This window comes from Tessaracoccus zhenghani, from assembly GCF_054552775.1.
In genome coordinates this window covers 2,815,315-2,831,104 of sequence record NZ_CM137275.1, presented here as the reverse complement: position 1 = coordinate 2,831,104, position 15,790 = coordinate 2,815,315, and the positions used below count along the sequence as shown (strand labels likewise).

Annotated in this window: 13 protein-coding genes; 10 read left to right on the top strand and 3 right to left on the bottom strand. The window is 60.6% G+C overall.

Annotation, left to right across the window (positions count from 1 at the left end; translation table 11 throughout):
- Positions 1-3: 3 nt before the first annotated feature.
- From alsC to alsB, 3 genes are read right to left on the bottom strand one after another with little or no spacing between them, the layout of a single operon-like run.
- Positions 4-1,035, bottom strand: coding sequence for a D-allose ABC transporter permease (alsC, locus tag ACX1DX_RS13295; RefSeq protein WP_459396977.1), 1,032 nt, complete (start codon positions 1,033-1,035; stop codon positions 4-6).
- A complete protein-coding gene (locus ACX1DX_RS13290; protein ID WP_459396976.1) occupies positions 1,032-2,591 on the bottom strand; it encodes a sugar ABC transporter ATP-binding protein in 1,560 nt (519 codons plus the stop codon). The genes alsC and ACX1DX_RS13290 overlap by 4 nt, the downstream gene beginning before the upstream one ends.
- Positions 2,588-3,568, bottom strand: a complete 981-nt coding sequence (alsB, locus tag ACX1DX_RS13285; RefSeq protein ID WP_459396975.1) for a D-allose transporter substrate-binding protein — start codon at positions 3,566-3,568, stop codon at positions 2,588-2,590. Before alsB ends, ACX1DX_RS13290 begins: the two co-directional genes overlap by 4 nt.
- 121 nt (positions 3,569-3,689) lie before the next feature.
- Between alsB and ACX1DX_RS13280 the strand changes: the two genes are divergently transcribed.
- From ACX1DX_RS13280 to ACX1DX_RS13235, 10 genes are all read left to right on the top strand, one after another.
- Complete coding sequence (locus ACX1DX_RS13280) at positions 3,690-4,925, top strand: ROK family protein (protein ID WP_459396974.1); 1,236 nt, start codon at positions 3,690-3,692, stop codon at positions 4,923-4,925.
- A gap of 293 nt (positions 4,926-5,218) precedes the next feature.
- Complete coding sequence (locus ACX1DX_RS13275) at positions 5,219-7,012, top strand: polysaccharide biosynthesis protein (RefSeq protein WP_459396973.1); 1,794 nt, start codon at positions 5,219-5,221, stop codon at positions 7,010-7,012.
- Positions 7,012-8,169 (top strand): DegT/DnrJ/EryC1/StrS family aminotransferase, encoded by a 1,158-nt coding sequence (locus tag ACX1DX_RS13270; RefSeq protein ID WP_459396972.1) that lies wholly within the window; start codon positions 7,012-7,014, stop codon positions 8,167-8,169. The genes ACX1DX_RS13275 and ACX1DX_RS13270 overlap by 1 nt, the downstream gene beginning before the upstream one ends.
- The gene (locus tag ACX1DX_RS13265; protein WP_459396971.1) at positions 8,156-8,791 is read left to right on the top strand and encodes a sugar transferase; all 636 of its coding nucleotides are present in this window, start codon (positions 8,156-8,158) and stop codon (positions 8,789-8,791) included. Before ACX1DX_RS13270 ends, ACX1DX_RS13265 begins: the two co-directional genes overlap by 14 nt.
- The gene (locus tag ACX1DX_RS13260; RefSeq protein ID WP_459396970.1) at positions 8,784-9,437 is read left to right on the top strand and encodes an acetyltransferase; all 654 of its coding nucleotides are present in this window, start codon (positions 8,784-8,786) and stop codon (positions 9,435-9,437) included. Before ACX1DX_RS13265 ends, ACX1DX_RS13260 begins: the two co-directional genes overlap by 8 nt.
- Before the next feature lie 16 nt (positions 9,438-9,453).
- Positions 9,454-10,641, top strand: coding sequence for a glycosyltransferase family 4 protein (locus tag ACX1DX_RS13255; RefSeq protein WP_459396969.1), 1,188 nt, complete (start codon positions 9,454-9,456; stop codon positions 10,639-10,641).
- A gap of 330 nt (positions 10,642-10,971) precedes the next feature.
- Positions 10,972-11,868, top strand: a complete 897-nt coding sequence (locus ACX1DX_RS13250) for a polysaccharide pyruvyl transferase family protein (RefSeq protein WP_459396968.1) — start codon at positions 10,972-10,974, stop codon at positions 11,866-11,868.
- 53 nt (positions 11,869-11,921) lie between these two features.
- Positions 11,922-13,145, top strand: a complete 1,224-nt coding sequence (locus tag ACX1DX_RS13245) for a lipopolysaccharide biosynthesis protein (RefSeq protein ID WP_459396967.1) — start codon at positions 11,922-11,924, stop codon at positions 13,143-13,145.
- 229 nt (positions 13,146-13,374) lie between these two features.
- Entirely contained in the window at positions 13,375-14,424 is a 1,050-nt protein-coding gene (locus tag ACX1DX_RS13240; RefSeq protein ID WP_459396966.1) for a glycosyltransferase family 2 protein, read from the top strand.
- A gap of 83 nt (positions 14,425-14,507) precedes the next feature.
- On the top strand, positions 14,508-15,449 hold the full coding sequence (locus ACX1DX_RS13235) for a nitroreductase family protein (RefSeq protein ID WP_459396965.1): 942 nt from the start codon (positions 14,508-14,510) through the stop codon (positions 15,447-15,449).
- The last annotated feature ends 341 nt before the right edge of the window (positions 15,450-15,790 follow it).

Sequence of the window (15,790 nt, the reverse complement as noted above, 5' to 3'; positions counted from 1 at the left end):
AGACTAGGAACGTCTTGCGGCGGTGGGGCCGAAGAATCGATCAAGGGCAACGGCGATGATGATGAGTGAGCCCATAGCGATCTGCTGGTAGTAGGACGAGACGCCCACCATGTTCAGTCCGTTGTTGATGACACCGATGATGAGACCGCCGAACAAGACCTTCCAGATCTTGCCTTCACCACCGAAGAATGAGGTGCCGGCGATGATGACCGCGGCAATGGCGAAGGTCTCATAGCCAGTGCCAGCATTCGGCTCCGCAGCGCCCAGGCGGGCAATATTGACAGCTCCCGCCATGCCCGCACACAGCCCTGAGACGGTGAAGGCGAGGAGCGTGTGGCGCGTCGAAGGAATACCAGCGAACCAAGCTGCTTGCGGGCTGCCACCCATGGCGTACAGGTTGCGTCCGGCCTGTGTGCGACCCGTGAAGATCGTGAGGAAGACGAGGACTACCAACACGAGAATGATGGGGACGGGTATTCCCAGAACGCGTCCGTTAATGGTGGAGGAAAACGCGATAGGCAGTCCCGCTACCGCAGTCGCATCAGAGACGACGTACGTAACGCCACGGAGGATCGACATCGTACCCAACGTGATAATGAATGGGTGGAGCCTGGTGGCCGCGATCAACGCACCGTTACACAGCCCGATGAAGGCACCGAACAGTACCGCCCCTAGGACTGCGACGATCCAGGGGACGCCGTTCACCATGAGCTGGGCTCCCACCACACCGGAGAGGGCCATGTTGGAGCCGACCGACAGGTCGATGCCCGCCAACAAGATGGCGAAGAACTCTCCGAAAGCCAGCAGGATGGTCACCGAGCTCTGTTCGAGGATGCGCACGGGATTGTTGCCGCCCATAAACGCAGGCTCTGCGATGCTGAATACCACCACGACGAGGGCCAGGATGGCAAAGACGCTGTAACGGCCCCAGAGATGAGTGAATTGCTCCCGCCAACTGGTGGGCGTCTTCGGCTTGGGAGTTTGGGGATTGGTCTTGTTCGACTGAGTGCCAGTCACGCTTGTGGTGGAGCTCACGCTGCTCCCACCTCCTCGATATGTCCTGTCGCCAGGGAAACTAGTTCTTCTTCAGTGGTTGTGGCAGTTACGCGCTCGCCCACGATGCGCCCGTCCCTCATCACGATCACTCGATCGGAGACCGTGAGGATTTCAGGAAGATCGGAGGAGATGACCAGGATCCCTACCCCCTCCGAGCACAGTTTGCGCAGCAGGCGGTAGATCTCGGCTTTAGCCCCAACGTCGATGCCCTTCGTGGGCTCATCGAAGATGATGATCCGAGACTTGGCATTTAGGGCGCGCGCGATCAGGACCTTCTGCTGATTACCGCCGGAGAGTTCAGTGATGCTCTGGGAGAGGTCGCGGCACTTGATGCGCAGTTCCTCTTGGAACTGGGCCGCTTCGAGAGTGTCGCGTTTGTGGTTCGTCCATCCGAGCAGGCCGCCGAACCGCGAACGCTTCAGGCCATTAGCAAGTGAGATGTTGGTAGTGATGTCAAAGTTCTTGAAGATACCGGAGCCTCGGCGATCCTCGCTCACCAACGACATGCCGGCATTGAGCCCGTCATAGGTGTTGCGCACGCTGACATTGCGTCCGAACACTTCGATGCTGCCGACGGAGCGCTTGCTGGCACCGTAGATCGCCTCCACCAACTCGGACCGGCCAGCTCCGACCAAACCCGAGAAGGCCAGGATCTCGCCAGCCCGGAGGTCGAATTGGATGTCTTGAACCTTTCCGTCCTTTCGGCAGAGTTCCCTCACGGACAGCAGGGTTTCTCCCTCGTTATCACCTTGGTAGGGGGGACGTTCCAAGCGGCCGTCCAGTTCGCGCCCGACCATCGCTCGCACCAACGTGTCCGCATCCACGTCTCCGATCTCCGCTTCGAGGGAGACCGCCCCGTCACGCAGGACAAGGACGTCGTCGGCGATGTCGAAGATCTCCTTCATCTTGTGTGAGATGAACGCGATTGCGCGGCCTTCCTGCTGGAGTTGCCGCACGAGGTCAAACAAGACCTCGATCTCTGATTCGGTGAGAGAGGTAGTGGGCTCATCCATGACGATGACTCGGGCGTTGCTGGCCGTGGCCTTCATGACCTCCACCATCTGCTTTTCCGAGACGCTCAGGTCGCTCACATAATCGCTGGCGTCTCGACGGATTCCGTACTGATCCAGCAACGCCTGGGCCTTGGCAAAGAGGCCACGCCAATCGACCAGGCCGCCCTTCTTGGGCAGGTTGCCCAGGAAGATGTTCTCCGCGATGCTCAGCTGGTTGATGACGGAGAGTTCTTGGTAAATGATCGAGATGCCCAGGTCGCGAGCCCGTGCGGGCGTCAGGTGGGAGAACTCCTGATCGCCAACGACGATGGTGCCCTCGGTCGGTTCGTAGACGCCGGACAGAATCTTCATGAGCGTTGACTTGCCTGCACCGTTCTCACCGAGGATGGCAAGCACGCGTCCAACTTGCAGCTCCAAGTCGATGTGCTTCACAGCAACCACTCCAGCGAACGCCTTGGTCACCCCCCGCAGTTGCGCGGCCACGGCGGGCCGCGCAACTGCACTGGAATCGTGGTTGGTCACTTGAGGTACTCCGAGGAGTTATCCCCTGTCACGAGGATGGGGGTGACGTGAACCGTCTCCATCTCATTGCCCGGCTTGATCTCAGGCTTCTCCGTCAGCAGCTTCTTCATGAGCTTGACCGACTCCCGGCCGATGCCTTCCGAGTCCTGCTTAACGGTTGCTGCCAGGCCACCGTCGGCAACGGACTGGATTGCGTCGGTGTTGCCATCGGTGCCGACGACAACTACTTCGCGACCGGAGTTCGCGACTGCCTCCTGCGCACCCATCGCCATCGTGTCGTTAGCCGCGTAGATCGCCTTCAGGTTCGGGTACTTGTTGAGGTAGTTCTGAGCCAAGTTGAACGCCTTGGTGCGGTCCCAGTCCGCGGGCTGCGAGTCCACAACAGTGAGGCCGCCACGGTCGAATGCTTCGCGGGCCCCCGTGGTGCGGTCATTGCCCGACTTCACGCCTGCGCGGCCTTCGATTATGGCCACCTCCCCCTCGGAGACCTGCTCTACGATGAAGTCGCCAGCCATGTTGCCCACCAGGACGTTGTCCGTCGTGATGAGACCCTGCACAGCACCGCCACGCTTTTCCAGGTCTTCAAGATCGACGGGCTCGTCGACGTTGACAACGTAAATGCCTTCCTTGGTCGCGTTGGCGAGCGCGGCGTTGAGGTTGACATTCGAAATGGGCGCCACGCCGATGGCCTTGTACCCCTTACCGATGGCGTTCTCAACGAGGTTCACCTGGCCCTCGACGTCCTCTTCAGAGTTCGCCGCGTAGATGTCAATCGCCAGACCGGACTCCTCAGCACCAGCCTCCGCACCTGCCTTAACGTCTTGCCAGAACTCGCTCGTCAGGACCTTCTGCACGACGGCGACCTTCTCGTCTCCGCCTGAGCTGTCAGAGGAAGCCGTCTCGGCGTTCGAGCCGCACGCTGTGAGTCCGAGCGTGACGGCTGCGGCCAGCGCCAGCAGTTTGGTGGTCTTGTTCATCTTTGAACCTCTCGTCTGTGCACTGGTTTGCAGTGCGTCTACTTTGACTACGCCGAGATTAGGCCTGTAGCTTTCTGATGTTCAAGGTCCGGTTTATGCTGGTCTCATGCAATAATGCGGCATGATTCACCAAGAGCAATACTTGGAGACACAGGGCATGCCTGCTCTGCACCCGCCGACACACAGTCCGGTTTCGCATGTGACCGCGGTGGCATGGTGGATCGCGCTCCGAGGCCTGTACACGCGCAGCGAACTGAGCCGCGCAACCGGGCTCGGGAGATCCCAGGTCGCCGCGGCATGGGAACGGCTGAAAGAGCTGAACATCCTGGAAGTGGCGGGGACCGAGAAGCGCGAACAGCGGGGGCAGCCATCTGCGATGGGCCGGTTGAATCCCTCTTTGGGTCAGGTGATGGCCATTGACTGCGGCGCCAGCCTGTCCCGCGTGGCGATCACGACTATGGGACGGGCAGTTCTACTCCGGAAGACCTTCGTCTCCGACCTAGAAGTTGGCCCCGATGCATATCTGGATCGTCTTGCCGACACAGTCGACGACGCGCTCAGCGTCGCAATCTCCACCCACGGACCTCTGCGCCAGATCGTGATCGGCATTCCCGCCCGCATCGATTACTCAAGGGGTGCGCCGGTACGCCCGACGATCATGCCGGGCTGGGACGGATTCAGAGTGGGCCAAGCCCTGCAGGAGCGTTACGGTTGCGACTGCCTCGTGGACAACGAGGTCAATCTGCGCGCCTACGCCGAATCACTCAACACCCCGCGAAGTTTCCCGGTGATCTCAGTGAAGGTCGGCTGGGGAATCGGAGCGGGGATCGCGCTGGGGCCAGGCTACGTACTCAGGGGATTCAGCGGGGCCGCGGGCGAAATGGGTCACACTCCAGTCGCCATCAGTCGCGAGGACCGAGATGTCCGTTGCCGCTGCGGCAAGATGAACTGCATCGAGGCTTGGGCTTCCCTTGGGGCGATTATTGGAGAGTTGTACGGCGAGGGGCCGGCTCAGACCATCGATCTCGACGCCCAAAACCGCCTCATAGCGGACCTGTCTCGCTATGACATGCCAGCCCATGACGCGGTGCTCAAGGCAGGCCAGAGGCTTGGCAACAACCTCGCAAACGTCTGCGACCTACTGAACCCGCGCCTGATCTCTTTGACGTCCATCCTCAACGAGACGAGCGAGGGGCTACTGGCCGGGCTACGCGCATCCGTTCATGCGGGCGCCAGGCCTCTTGCCTCACGCGACGTGTCGGTGCGCCTCGCGAGTTTTGGCACCGACACCGGGTTGATCGGCGGCACCGCAATGGGGATAGCAGAGTCGCTGAAGACAATTTGCCAAGGCATGTAGTGATGTCGCAGCCAACGCTCCAGTCTGCAGGGGACTCGTACAACCCAGCTCCCGCTGGACTAACAACCGATAACCCTGCAACTGACCTGCCACACAACGGATCGACACAAGGCAGGCGGCCACATAGCAGCAAATGCCGTCCAGCTACGAGCTTTTCCTTCCCAAACACTCATGACAATTTGGCACTTCTCAGCGGCCGGAGTATATGGTAGCCCCGTGGGGAATGGGATGCAGCCAATGACGAAACCAACAAGCCAAGAGGGTCTAACGCTCTGAGCGCGCTCTTGTACCGCATGCCCGCAGCTGTCCGGCGCCTGATCCTGGTCATGTGGGATGCGCTCGCCTGGGTGCTCGCGGTGATCGTCTTCCTGTCGATGCGCGACGCGGCGCTGGAGCCCGTTCAGGCCCGATGGGTGCTCTTCTACACCGCTGCCGCCGTGCTGCTCCAGGTCATCGGCGGCCTGAGTTCGCAGTTGTACCTCGGGCGCAACCGCATCGGCAGCTTCGCTGATGCCGCGGGCACGGGCTTCACCGTCGCCGGTATCGCGATCCTCAACGGCACCACCTTCCTCCTGGCAGCCGACCACTTCCCCCTGCGGGCCGCAGTGGCGTTGCCGTCGCTGGCCATGATCTTCATGGCCACGGCGCGCCTGGTCTTCCGCTCCATCGTGGACAGCCGGCCCCGCAGCGCGGCGGCGAACGCCATCCCCACGCTGGTCTACGGCGCCGGCAACGCCGGCCACCAGGTGGCCACGCTCATGGACCTCGCCGAGGATGCGCCCTACCGCATCGTCGGTTTCGTCGACGACAACCGCGACAAGCGCAACCTCCGCGTCCGGCACCACAGGGTGCTCGGCCTCGGCAAGGACATCATCAAGGTGGCCAAGGAGCGGGGCGCTCAAGCCGTCATCTTCGCCATCTCCGCCGCCAGCCCGGACCTCATCCAGCGCCTCAGCACCGCCTGCGAGGAGCACGGCCTGGACCTGCTGATCATCCCGCCGCTGCGGGAGATGGTGGGCGGCCAGGTCACCTTGGGTTCGCTGCGCCAGCTCAACGTGGCCGACCTCCTCGGTCGCCGCCCCATCAAGACCGACCTCAGCGCCATCGCCGACTACGTCACCGGCAAGGTGGTGCTCGTCACCGGCGCCGGCGGCTCCATCGGCTCCGAGCTCGCCGCCCAGGTGCACCGCCTCGGTCCCGCCAAGCTGATCCTGCTGGACCGCGACGAGTCCGCCCTGCACGGCGTGCAGCTCGACCTGTACGGCAACGGTCTCCTCGACACCGAGGACATGGTGTTGTGCGACATCCGCGACGAGGACGCCCTCGAGCGCATCTTCAGCAAGCACCGCCCGGACGTGGTGTTCCACGCGGCGGCGCTCAAGCACCTCCCGATGTTGGAGCGCTTCCCCCTTGAGGGGTGGAAGACCAACGTGCTCGGCACCCGCAACGTGCTGCGTGCCGCCTACTCGGTGGGCGTGGAACGGTTCGTGAACATCTCCACCGACAAAGCGGCCGCGGCCACCAGCGTGTTGGGCCGCACCAAGCGCCTCGCGGAGCGGCTCACCGCCTGGTACGCCAACGAGTACCAGGTGCCGTACCTGTCCGTGCGGTTCGGCAACGTGCTCGGCTCCCGCGGCTCGGTGCTGATCTCCTTCCAGAGCCAGATCGAGAAGGGTGGCCCTGTGACGGTCACCCACCCGGACGTCACCCGCTACTTCATGACCATCCCCGAGGCGTGCGAGCTGGTGATGCAGGCCGGCGCCATCGGTCTCCCCGGCGACGTCCTGGTGCTGGACATGGGAGAGCCGGTCAAGATCCTCGACGTGGCGAAGCGGATGATCGCGGAGTCCAAGAAGGACGTCGAGATCCACTTCACCGGGTTGCGAGAGGGCGAGAAGATGCACGAGGTGCTCTTCAGCACAGTCGAAGCGGGCGCCCAGAGCGAGCACCCGCTGATCAGCGAAGTGCAGGTTCCTGCGCTCAATCCTGCAGAGCTCGCCACTGACAGCGATGAAGGCGTGCTGCAAATGCTCGACTCAGACCCAACGGTCTACCCGTTGCCGGCCCTCTCTGAAAAGGTGATTTAGTGACTGACCGGATCTACCTGTCATCTCCGGATGTCACCCAGGCCGAGGAGGACGCGCTGGTTCGCGCCATCCGCTCCGGCTGGGTCGCTCCCCTCGGACCCGAGGTGGACGCATTTGAAGAGGAACTCGCCGCGTACACCGGGCGCAAGCACGCCGTCGCACTGTCCTCCGGAACAGCAGCGCTACACCTGGCGCTGCTCAACCTCGGCGTCGGCCGCGGTGATCTGGTCCTCACCTCGAGCCTGACCTTCGCGGCAACCGCCAACGCAATCGTCTACACCGGCGCCGAGCCCGTGTTCGTCGACGCCGATGAGACCGGCAACATGAACCCTGATCTCCTTGAAGTGGCGTTCACCACACTCGAGAAGGAGGGCCGCACGGTCAAGGCCGTCGTCCCCGTCGATCTTCTGGGCAAGGTCGTCAACCACGAGCGCATCGACGCCATCGCCGCCGCACGCGGCGTCCCGGTGCTGTCCGACGCCGCAGAATCGCTCGGCGCCACTCGCAACGGCCGCTCCGCCGGCGCCTTCGGCGTAGCAGCTGCGATCTCCTTTAATGGCAACAAGATCATGACGACGTCCGGCGGCGGCGCTCTGCTCACGGACGATGAGGAGTTCGCGCAGCGCACGCGTTACCTCGCGACGCAGGCCCGTCAGCCCGTAGTGCACTACGAGCACACCGACATCGGCTATAACTATCGGATGTCCAACATCCTGGCGGCGCTGGGACGGGCACAGCTTTCGCGCCTTGACGAGATGATCGAGCGCCGGCGCCAGCACCGCATCTCCTATCGAGAACTCTTCACTGACGTGCCGGGTGTGACCCTCTTCGGGGAGCCTTCTGGGGCGGACGGTGGCGAGACCCACGACAACTTCTGGCTTACCTCGATTCTGGTGGATCCCGAGGCTGCGGGGTTCTCTTCAGATGATCTTCGGGATGCGCTGGGAAACCACAACATCGAATCACGACCCCTCTGGAAGCCCATGCACCTGCAGCCGGTCTACGCATCAGCCACCGCCTTCATCGATGGAACAGGCGAGCGCCTATTCAAGGACGGATTGTCACTCCCGAGCGGCTCGGTACTCGACCCCTCCCGTTTTGCCCGGGTTGCTGAAGCCGTCACGGCGTTCTTGGACAGCACGCGTGCGGCAGCCTAACAACCGCCGCCGCTACGACACGGTCAAGCGCGGCATGGACATCGTGGCCAGCGCAGCCGGCCTAGTCGTTACTGCCCCTCTGCAGTTGGCAGTGGGCGTGATGGTGCTCGTAAAGCACGGACGCCCTGTCCTGTTCCGCCAGGAGCGACCAGGGCTCAACGGCCAGGTCTTCGAGCTTGTGAAATTCAGATCCATGCGGCAGCCCGACATCGACCGCGTCAGCGACGAGGAGCGCCTGACATCCTTCGGTCGGGCGATTCGGGCGACGAGCCTCGACGAACTGCCCACGCTCTGGAATGTGCTCAGGGGCGACATGAGCCTCGTTGGTCCCAGACCATTGTTGGTGAAGTACCTACCGCTCTACACCGAGGAGCAGGCACGTCGCCACGAAGTTCGTCCGGGCATCACCGGCTTGGCTCAGGTCATGGGTCGCAATGCTCTCTCATGGGAGGAGAAATTCCGCCTCGACGTCGAATATGTGGAAAAGCGCAGCCTCCTGCTGGACCTCAAGATCCTGCTCCTCACCGCTCTTTGCGTAGTGAAGAGAGATGGCATCACCCACGAAGGCCAGGCAACCATGGCCGAATTTCTCGGCAACGGTGAGGAGGATTTCAATGCCTGAGCAAGTTGTCGTCATCGGCGCCTCGGGCTTTGGCCGCGAGTCGCTGGACACGCTTGAGGCCATGATCGCGGCTGGCGCGACGATCGCTGTTCGAGGCGTGATAGACGACGCACCGTCAGACTCAAACCTAGCGCGTCTTGCCTCACGCGGCGTCCCCTATCTCGGAACAACGACAGAATGGCTAGCCACGAGGCCGGCGGCTCAGTTCGTACTGGCCATCGGCGCTCCCGGCGTAAGGCGCCGGCTTGCCACGCGTCTGGAGGAAGCGGGACTGGGCCCCTTCTCCGCGGTACACCCATCGGCGCATATTGGCGTCAACACCACTCTCGGTGCGGGAACGGTCGTGTGCGCGGGTTCCGTAATATCCACAAATGTCCAGGCAGGGGCCTACGTCCACATCAACCCGAACGCCACCATCGGTCACGACGCATTGCTTGAAGACTACGTATCTGTGAATCCAGCTGCGGTGTTGTCTGGCGAGGTCCACATCCAGTCAGGAACGTTGATCGGGGCTGGGGCGGTGGTCCTTCAGGGGGTTACCGTAGGAGAAGGATCCATCTTGGGGGCAGGCACGGTAGCGACAAAGAACGTCCCATCCCGCGTGATCGTGAAGGGGATCCCCGGTCGGTGGACTTCGAGCGGTTAGCCCAAAGGACTCAACAATGGCAAAGCTATGCTTCATAGTGACGAGCGCGATGACGGCCAAGACCTTCTTACCCGGCTATTTGAGATATCTAGTAAGTGCGGGCTGGGAGGTCACTCTCATCTGTGACGAGGGGGCGGGCCTTACAGAGCTCGCCGAACGTGAGGGCGCGAGCTTTAAAACTGTTCCGATGTCCCGACAACCGTCTCTTCTCAGTGACGCCAAGTCACTAACACGCGTCTTCGGCACCCTTAGAGCGATCAGGCCCGACGTCGTCGTGTACGCGACTCCAAAGGCCAGCCTCCTTGGAGCAATCACGAGCCGATTCCTCGGAACACCGGTTCGGGTTTACGAGCAATGGGGTCTTAGACTTGAGACTACAGGCGGTGTCGCTCGCCGAATCCTCTTGTGGCTTGAGAAGCTCACGGCGCGAAGCTCCTCCCATATTGTGGCGAACAGTTTCAGCCTAGCTCGCCGGCTGGAAGAACTTGGCGTGACTGGCCCCACTTCAGTTCACGTCCTTGGAGCTGGTTCCTCCCACGGTGTTGACACCCAGCGATTCTCCCCCAATGCTGCGACGGGATCTATCGATGACGGGACTGCGGATTTCCTCGCGCGCACTCACGGGATGACGGTCGGATTCGTTGGCCGTCTTCACCCCGATAAGGGTGTGGACACCCTTGCGGATGCCATCACCTCGTGCAACCTCGACGGTCCCAACGTGCGCGCTCTCTTCATCGGCCCAGATGAGGGAGCCTCGGCGGGCTACACCCTGGCACGTAGATCTCCCCAGATCCATTTCGTCGGCGCGACACCGGATCCTCGTCCCTACTATGCGCAAATGGACGTTCTCGTGCTCATGAGTCGTCGCGAAGGTTTCCCAAACGTCGTGTTGGAGGCAGCCGCGATGGCGGTGCCAGCGATCGTTGCGGACTCGACGGGGACGATCGATGCCGTCGACGATGGAACTACTGGCTCAGTGGTCCCTACAGGAGATGTGGCGGCGCTCACCGATGCGCTAGAGAGGCTGATCATGGACCCCGAATTGCGCCGCCTGCAAGGCTCTAACGCCAGGCAACGCGCAGTGAAGGACTATGACCAGACCACTGTTTGGGCTCAGCACGAAGCCTTCTTCAGACGCGCATTGCTGATTCACCAAGCAGCAAGACCCAATCGGCGCTCAAGGCCGCGCACGAGACGTCTTTAACAGCCCACGCCTCACCTCAGGAAAACGAATGACGATACACGCACACTTGTCCGCTAATGCAGAAGGAGAGGATAAGCGCGTACTCATATCCACTCTCTACCCACTGGGCGGGAATTACGGCGGGTTAATCCAAGCGTATGCCCTGCAGCGCGCAGTGACCGAATTGGGCTACCAAGCCTTCACGATAAATTCGGGGGAAAGTTCAGTGCATTGAGGAGTGTCGCGCGCAGCCTCCGACGACATGCCCGTCAGCTGCAGCAGCGCAGACAACTGCCACTCGACTTGAATCGTCGACAGTTGGAGGACGTACAAACACACACACAGCGGTTCGTGTTACAACGGCTCAAGACAATCGACCTTTTTGCTAAGAGCAAGAGAGAGCGAGAAGCCTACCTCGATACACTGCACGCCATAGTGGTAGGAAGTGATCAAGTATGGCGCGGAGGCTACGCAGACGTCGAACAACAACTCCTGGCCTACACCGGCGAGCGGGACATAATACGCATGTCCTACGCGGCTTCCTTCGGTGGTGACAAATTAATCCGCTACTCGCGGAGCCTGGAGAAGAGGAGTGCGGAATTAGCCACAACCTTCCGGGCCATCTCCGTGCGCGAAGAGTCGGGAATCGACTTATGTCGAACTCATTGGGGCGTCAAGGCGCAGCATCATGTCGATCCTACCCTCCTGTTCGAAGCGGACCACTACCGATCCCTCATACGTCAAAGTCCTGCGCCTCTGAAACCCGTTCAAGGCGGTCTCTTCGCTTACGTGCTTGACCGAAGTGAGGCAACATCGCAATTGACCTCACGTATAGCCTCCCGCCTGGGTATTCCCTCCTTCGAGGTCCTACCACCCTCCGCCAAAGAAAAGAACGCCTTTGCGAATAATCCTTCGGTTTACAGAATGGCACCACTTGAGCAATGGCTACATAGTTTCGCTGAGTCTGATTTCGTAGTAACTGATTCTTTCCACGGCACAGTGTTTTCCATCCTCTTCAATAAGCCCTTCATCGCGATTGGTAACCGCGCGCGCGGGCTTGCCCGCTTCGACTCGCTTCTGTCCTTCGCAGGTCTAGCCGACCGCCTCTACGACCGCAGTCAGGAGATTGAGGACCTTCCTCTGTCCGCCCCTGATTGGGAAGACGTAAACGCACGAGTCACTACGGGACGATTGGCAGGATGGGACTACCTCAGGCGACATCTCGACTCCGGCAAAGTTTGCCCATAGCATGCGCTACACGTATCCATCTTCCGCACGAAATCTCCCATACGAGGACTAACTTGCATTCCAAGATCAAGGTTGGTATCGCAAGTCTCCTGCTGATGGCCGGAACCGCTGCTAGCGCCCTTTCGAAATGGTATCTGGTCTGGATCGCGCAGGCGCTCGGAGGCCCTCATGCGGTCGGCACTTATAGCATCATTCTGGCAGTCGCCACCCCCATCTTTGTCACCGCTCAACTCGGTCTCCGCACAATCTTTCTTACCATGAGGACCGCGTGGCCGTGGCGGTCCTACGTCTTCCTAAGAGTTGTAGGACTGGCTCTTGCCTCTGTCGCCGTGGTTATCATTCTTTTAGTCGTCCCAGCGGTCCCACTGTTGCTTGGAACGGCAATCATTGCAATGAAACTGTTTGATTCCATGCTTGATCTCGACTTAGCGCGAATTCAGTATGGAAACAACATCCCGACTCTCGGAGTGATCGGGATTGCTGGAGCCGCGGTGTCGATTCTGATATCTTCCGTTGCCGCGTTCCTATGGAATTCCCTGCTGATTGCGGTAATCGGGGCCGCTCTGGCCTCGGCTCTAACCGCGGCCTACGCAATGAAACGCGCACGCTCCGTCTTCTACCCTGCCGTCGAGTCTGGAACCGGCTATCGCGAGATTCTCCGCGCGAGCGTTCCGGTTACTGGGGCCCAACTGCTCGCATCAGTTTTGACATATCTGCCGATCTTCATATTGGGCTTCCAAGATGATCTACACGTGGTGGGGGTATACGCCGCAATCGCATACATTCTCACTGCTGCAGACTTGACGGGTGCGAGCATCGCTAAAGTCATGATCACCCCTCTTCGGAGATTGCTCGTTCATGCCGGGGTCAACCGAGTCGTTCACCAGGCCAACAGGATCTCCCTTGGTGTCATGATCTGCGGTCTCGCGGGCGGCCTTCTCCTCGTGCTTTTCGGTGACGCGTTGTTTATGAGCCTGTACGGCCCTGCGTTCAAGACCGGGACGGCGACACTCGGGCTCCTCGCCGCGGCCAGCGTCTTCCTCTTAGTGTCCTACACACAATCTGTTGCTCTTAATATCCTCAATAGGTATTACCACATCGCCTATTCTTTCGCCATCGCATGCCTCGTCTCTGCTATCACGGGTGTGTTCTTGAGCGTCGTCGGCACGTCGGGCCTGATCGTTGGCTCGGCCATGGCCGCCATGGGAGCTGCCACAAGGGCCTTCCTAATGAGAACCGCTATCGTCCGAGCACACCGGGAGTGGGTGGAAGAATGAGCGCTCGAGGCCCCAATGAGGCCGGTACGTCTCATCTCCTGTTCCTGCGGCAGCGGCGAGGGCCTTGCGCCTCGCGGTCTTTGCGGCCCGACGCACGTTGTCCCAGAGGGGCCCTCACCGCGATCGCGTCAGCCCCACATAACCGCGTGGAGAGTCGACGAGTTGCGGCGGGGACCGCTGAGGCAACCACGCTCAATCATCTGACATCTACAGTTGTCACGGAGGATTCATGTCGCACCCTTTAGTATCGGTGGTCGTTCCTGTCTTTAATGCGCTTCCCTACTTGACCGTCTGTCTAGAGTCCCTACTGCACCAGCATTGGGCCGCGCTAGATATAGTGTGTGTTGACGACGGGTCGACAGACGGCTCCAGAGCGGTTCTCGAAGAGTTCGCTGAGAGGGATCCGCGAGTTCGGCTGATTGCCCAGCCGAACCGCGGAGTGAGCTCAGCCAGGAATACGGGGCTGGAACACGCTAGGGGCGAGTTGCTCGCCTTCGTAGATGCGGACGATCGGTCCGAACCGGATCTCATATCTCGGCTGGTGGACAGTTTAGATTCCGATATTGACTTCGTGGTCGAGGGAGCAGAGGTGGATGAGCTCTTCGGAGGGTCCGCCCACAAGGCTACGTTTCTCGCTTCATCGCTCCGCAGCGGACTCCTAAATTCACCATGTGGGCGCCTCTATAGGCGGCAGATCATAGACGACCTCCAATTGCGTTTCGCCACGCAAATCTCACTGGGCGAGGACTTGCTGTTCAACGTTTCGTATCTCGAGTTCGCGGGTGCAGTAAGGGCTATACCGGGCCGGAGATACATTATCAATGCGCGACCGGGCTCACTCACGCGATCGTTCCGCGAATCAAAGTACTCAGATTTAATGGCCGTCAGTGACGCATTAAGCACGACGGAGGCTTGGGGATACTCAGCCGCGCTTCCCTCCATCCTGAACTATCTCCGAATCAAGGCCTTGATCTCGACCTCGATAGGGCTTCTTTCCCCTGCGTCGCCATTAGCGCCGGAGGTGGCGCGCATGAGGATCCGTTCGATGCAGGACCAAAACGCGGAGTTGGCTGTTCCAGACGGAGACCTTCAAATGCGTCTAGTTGGCCTGCTCTACCGACGTGTCGGACTCGCGACACTAAGTTCTTGGGTAAGTCATGTCAAGTCCGTCGCGGCGTGTGTGCGACATCTCTCGGCCTTGGGTTCAGCCAGGGCACCCTCCCGCTTGACCAGTTGGCGTAAATCTCCGATTCGACGGCCCGAAAGGTATCACTCATGACCTCCCTAAGACACAGCGCCCTCAGACTCTCCCCCGCTTGGCTCACCGCTCGCCTCCGGCATCTGTACAAAGAAGTCTTAGCGGTGCGCGTGCACATTTATGATTGGCGAACATTCCGTAATCATCGACTGCGGGACCTGAAAGGCGCAAATCTAACCCAAGTCGAAGGAAAGCTAACTTTTCATGCTCACTCGATCGAGAAGGGCCTCAGCCACACCGACTTCCGTGCCGGCTTCGGGGTGACCGCTCTCACTGAGCTTGGGGCTGCTATGCGGCAGTATCAATTGATGGGCTACCCTGTCGAAAGGATCCCCTTCGTAAATGCGCTCTCGACGCTCAAGGCTTATATTGAGGCCCATTCTGTCCTTAACTTCGAAACCGACCACCTATTGAGGGTTCTTGGCCCCGATCTGCTCGAGTTGGTGAACGGCTCGACCTCTGATCTTGGTGGCGTTGTCACAGTTACGGCCGCATCCAAAGTGGACAACGATCAGAAGAATTTCGCTGATTTGCTCCGGGGGCGCGTCAGCGTGCGCGAATTCGCGACGTCATCGACCGTCGAAGCTCGCGTTCGTGACGCAGTACGTATGTCTCTTAAGTCACCGTCCGTGTGTAACCGTCAGTCAACAAGGGTCCGGATCATCACAGACGACACACAGATGACGCAGGTCCTCGAGCTGCAGGGAGGAATGACCGGATACGCCCTACCGCCAGCCCTCGTCGTGGTCACCGCAGATCTCGAGTCCTTCCTTGAGCCCACAGAACGCAACCAAGCATTCGTGGATGGCGGCCTGTTTTCCATGTCCTTGCTCCTATCACTCGAGTACATGAGTCTCGCCGCCTGCCCTTTGAACGCCATGATGAGCGGTGCCAAGGAGGACCAACTCCGTTCACTGGTGGGAATAGAATCGAGCGAGCGACTCATCGTCTTTATTGCCGTCGGTGACTTCTTGGATAGTGTCAAGGTACCGAAGTCCTTCCGTAATCCGCTCAGTGACGTCTTGCTGGGTCCAGATCTGTCGTAGACGCCCCCTGCCGAAGTAGGGGTAGGAATCTGGCACAGCGCCTCACGCCCACCACGTGGGGATTGAGGGCTCTTCGTACTTGAGCGCGGGGTGAGCGTGGGTCCGGCGGCTGGCGTGTCGGCGGGGTGAAGGGCGTCGAGGCCCTCAAGAATGAGGGTCACCACACCACCACCTGATCTCCAAGGACCTCGACGATCCCGCATGCTACTTCCTACTGCCGTGCCTCCGGCGGTTCCTGCCAGCGCTGCGACCTTCTGGTCGGGCTGCCGGGGCTCCACGTGTCCGGCGTCGCCCGCGACGACGCGGGGCTCAGGGTTGAGGTCGAGTAACGGGGCTCTTCG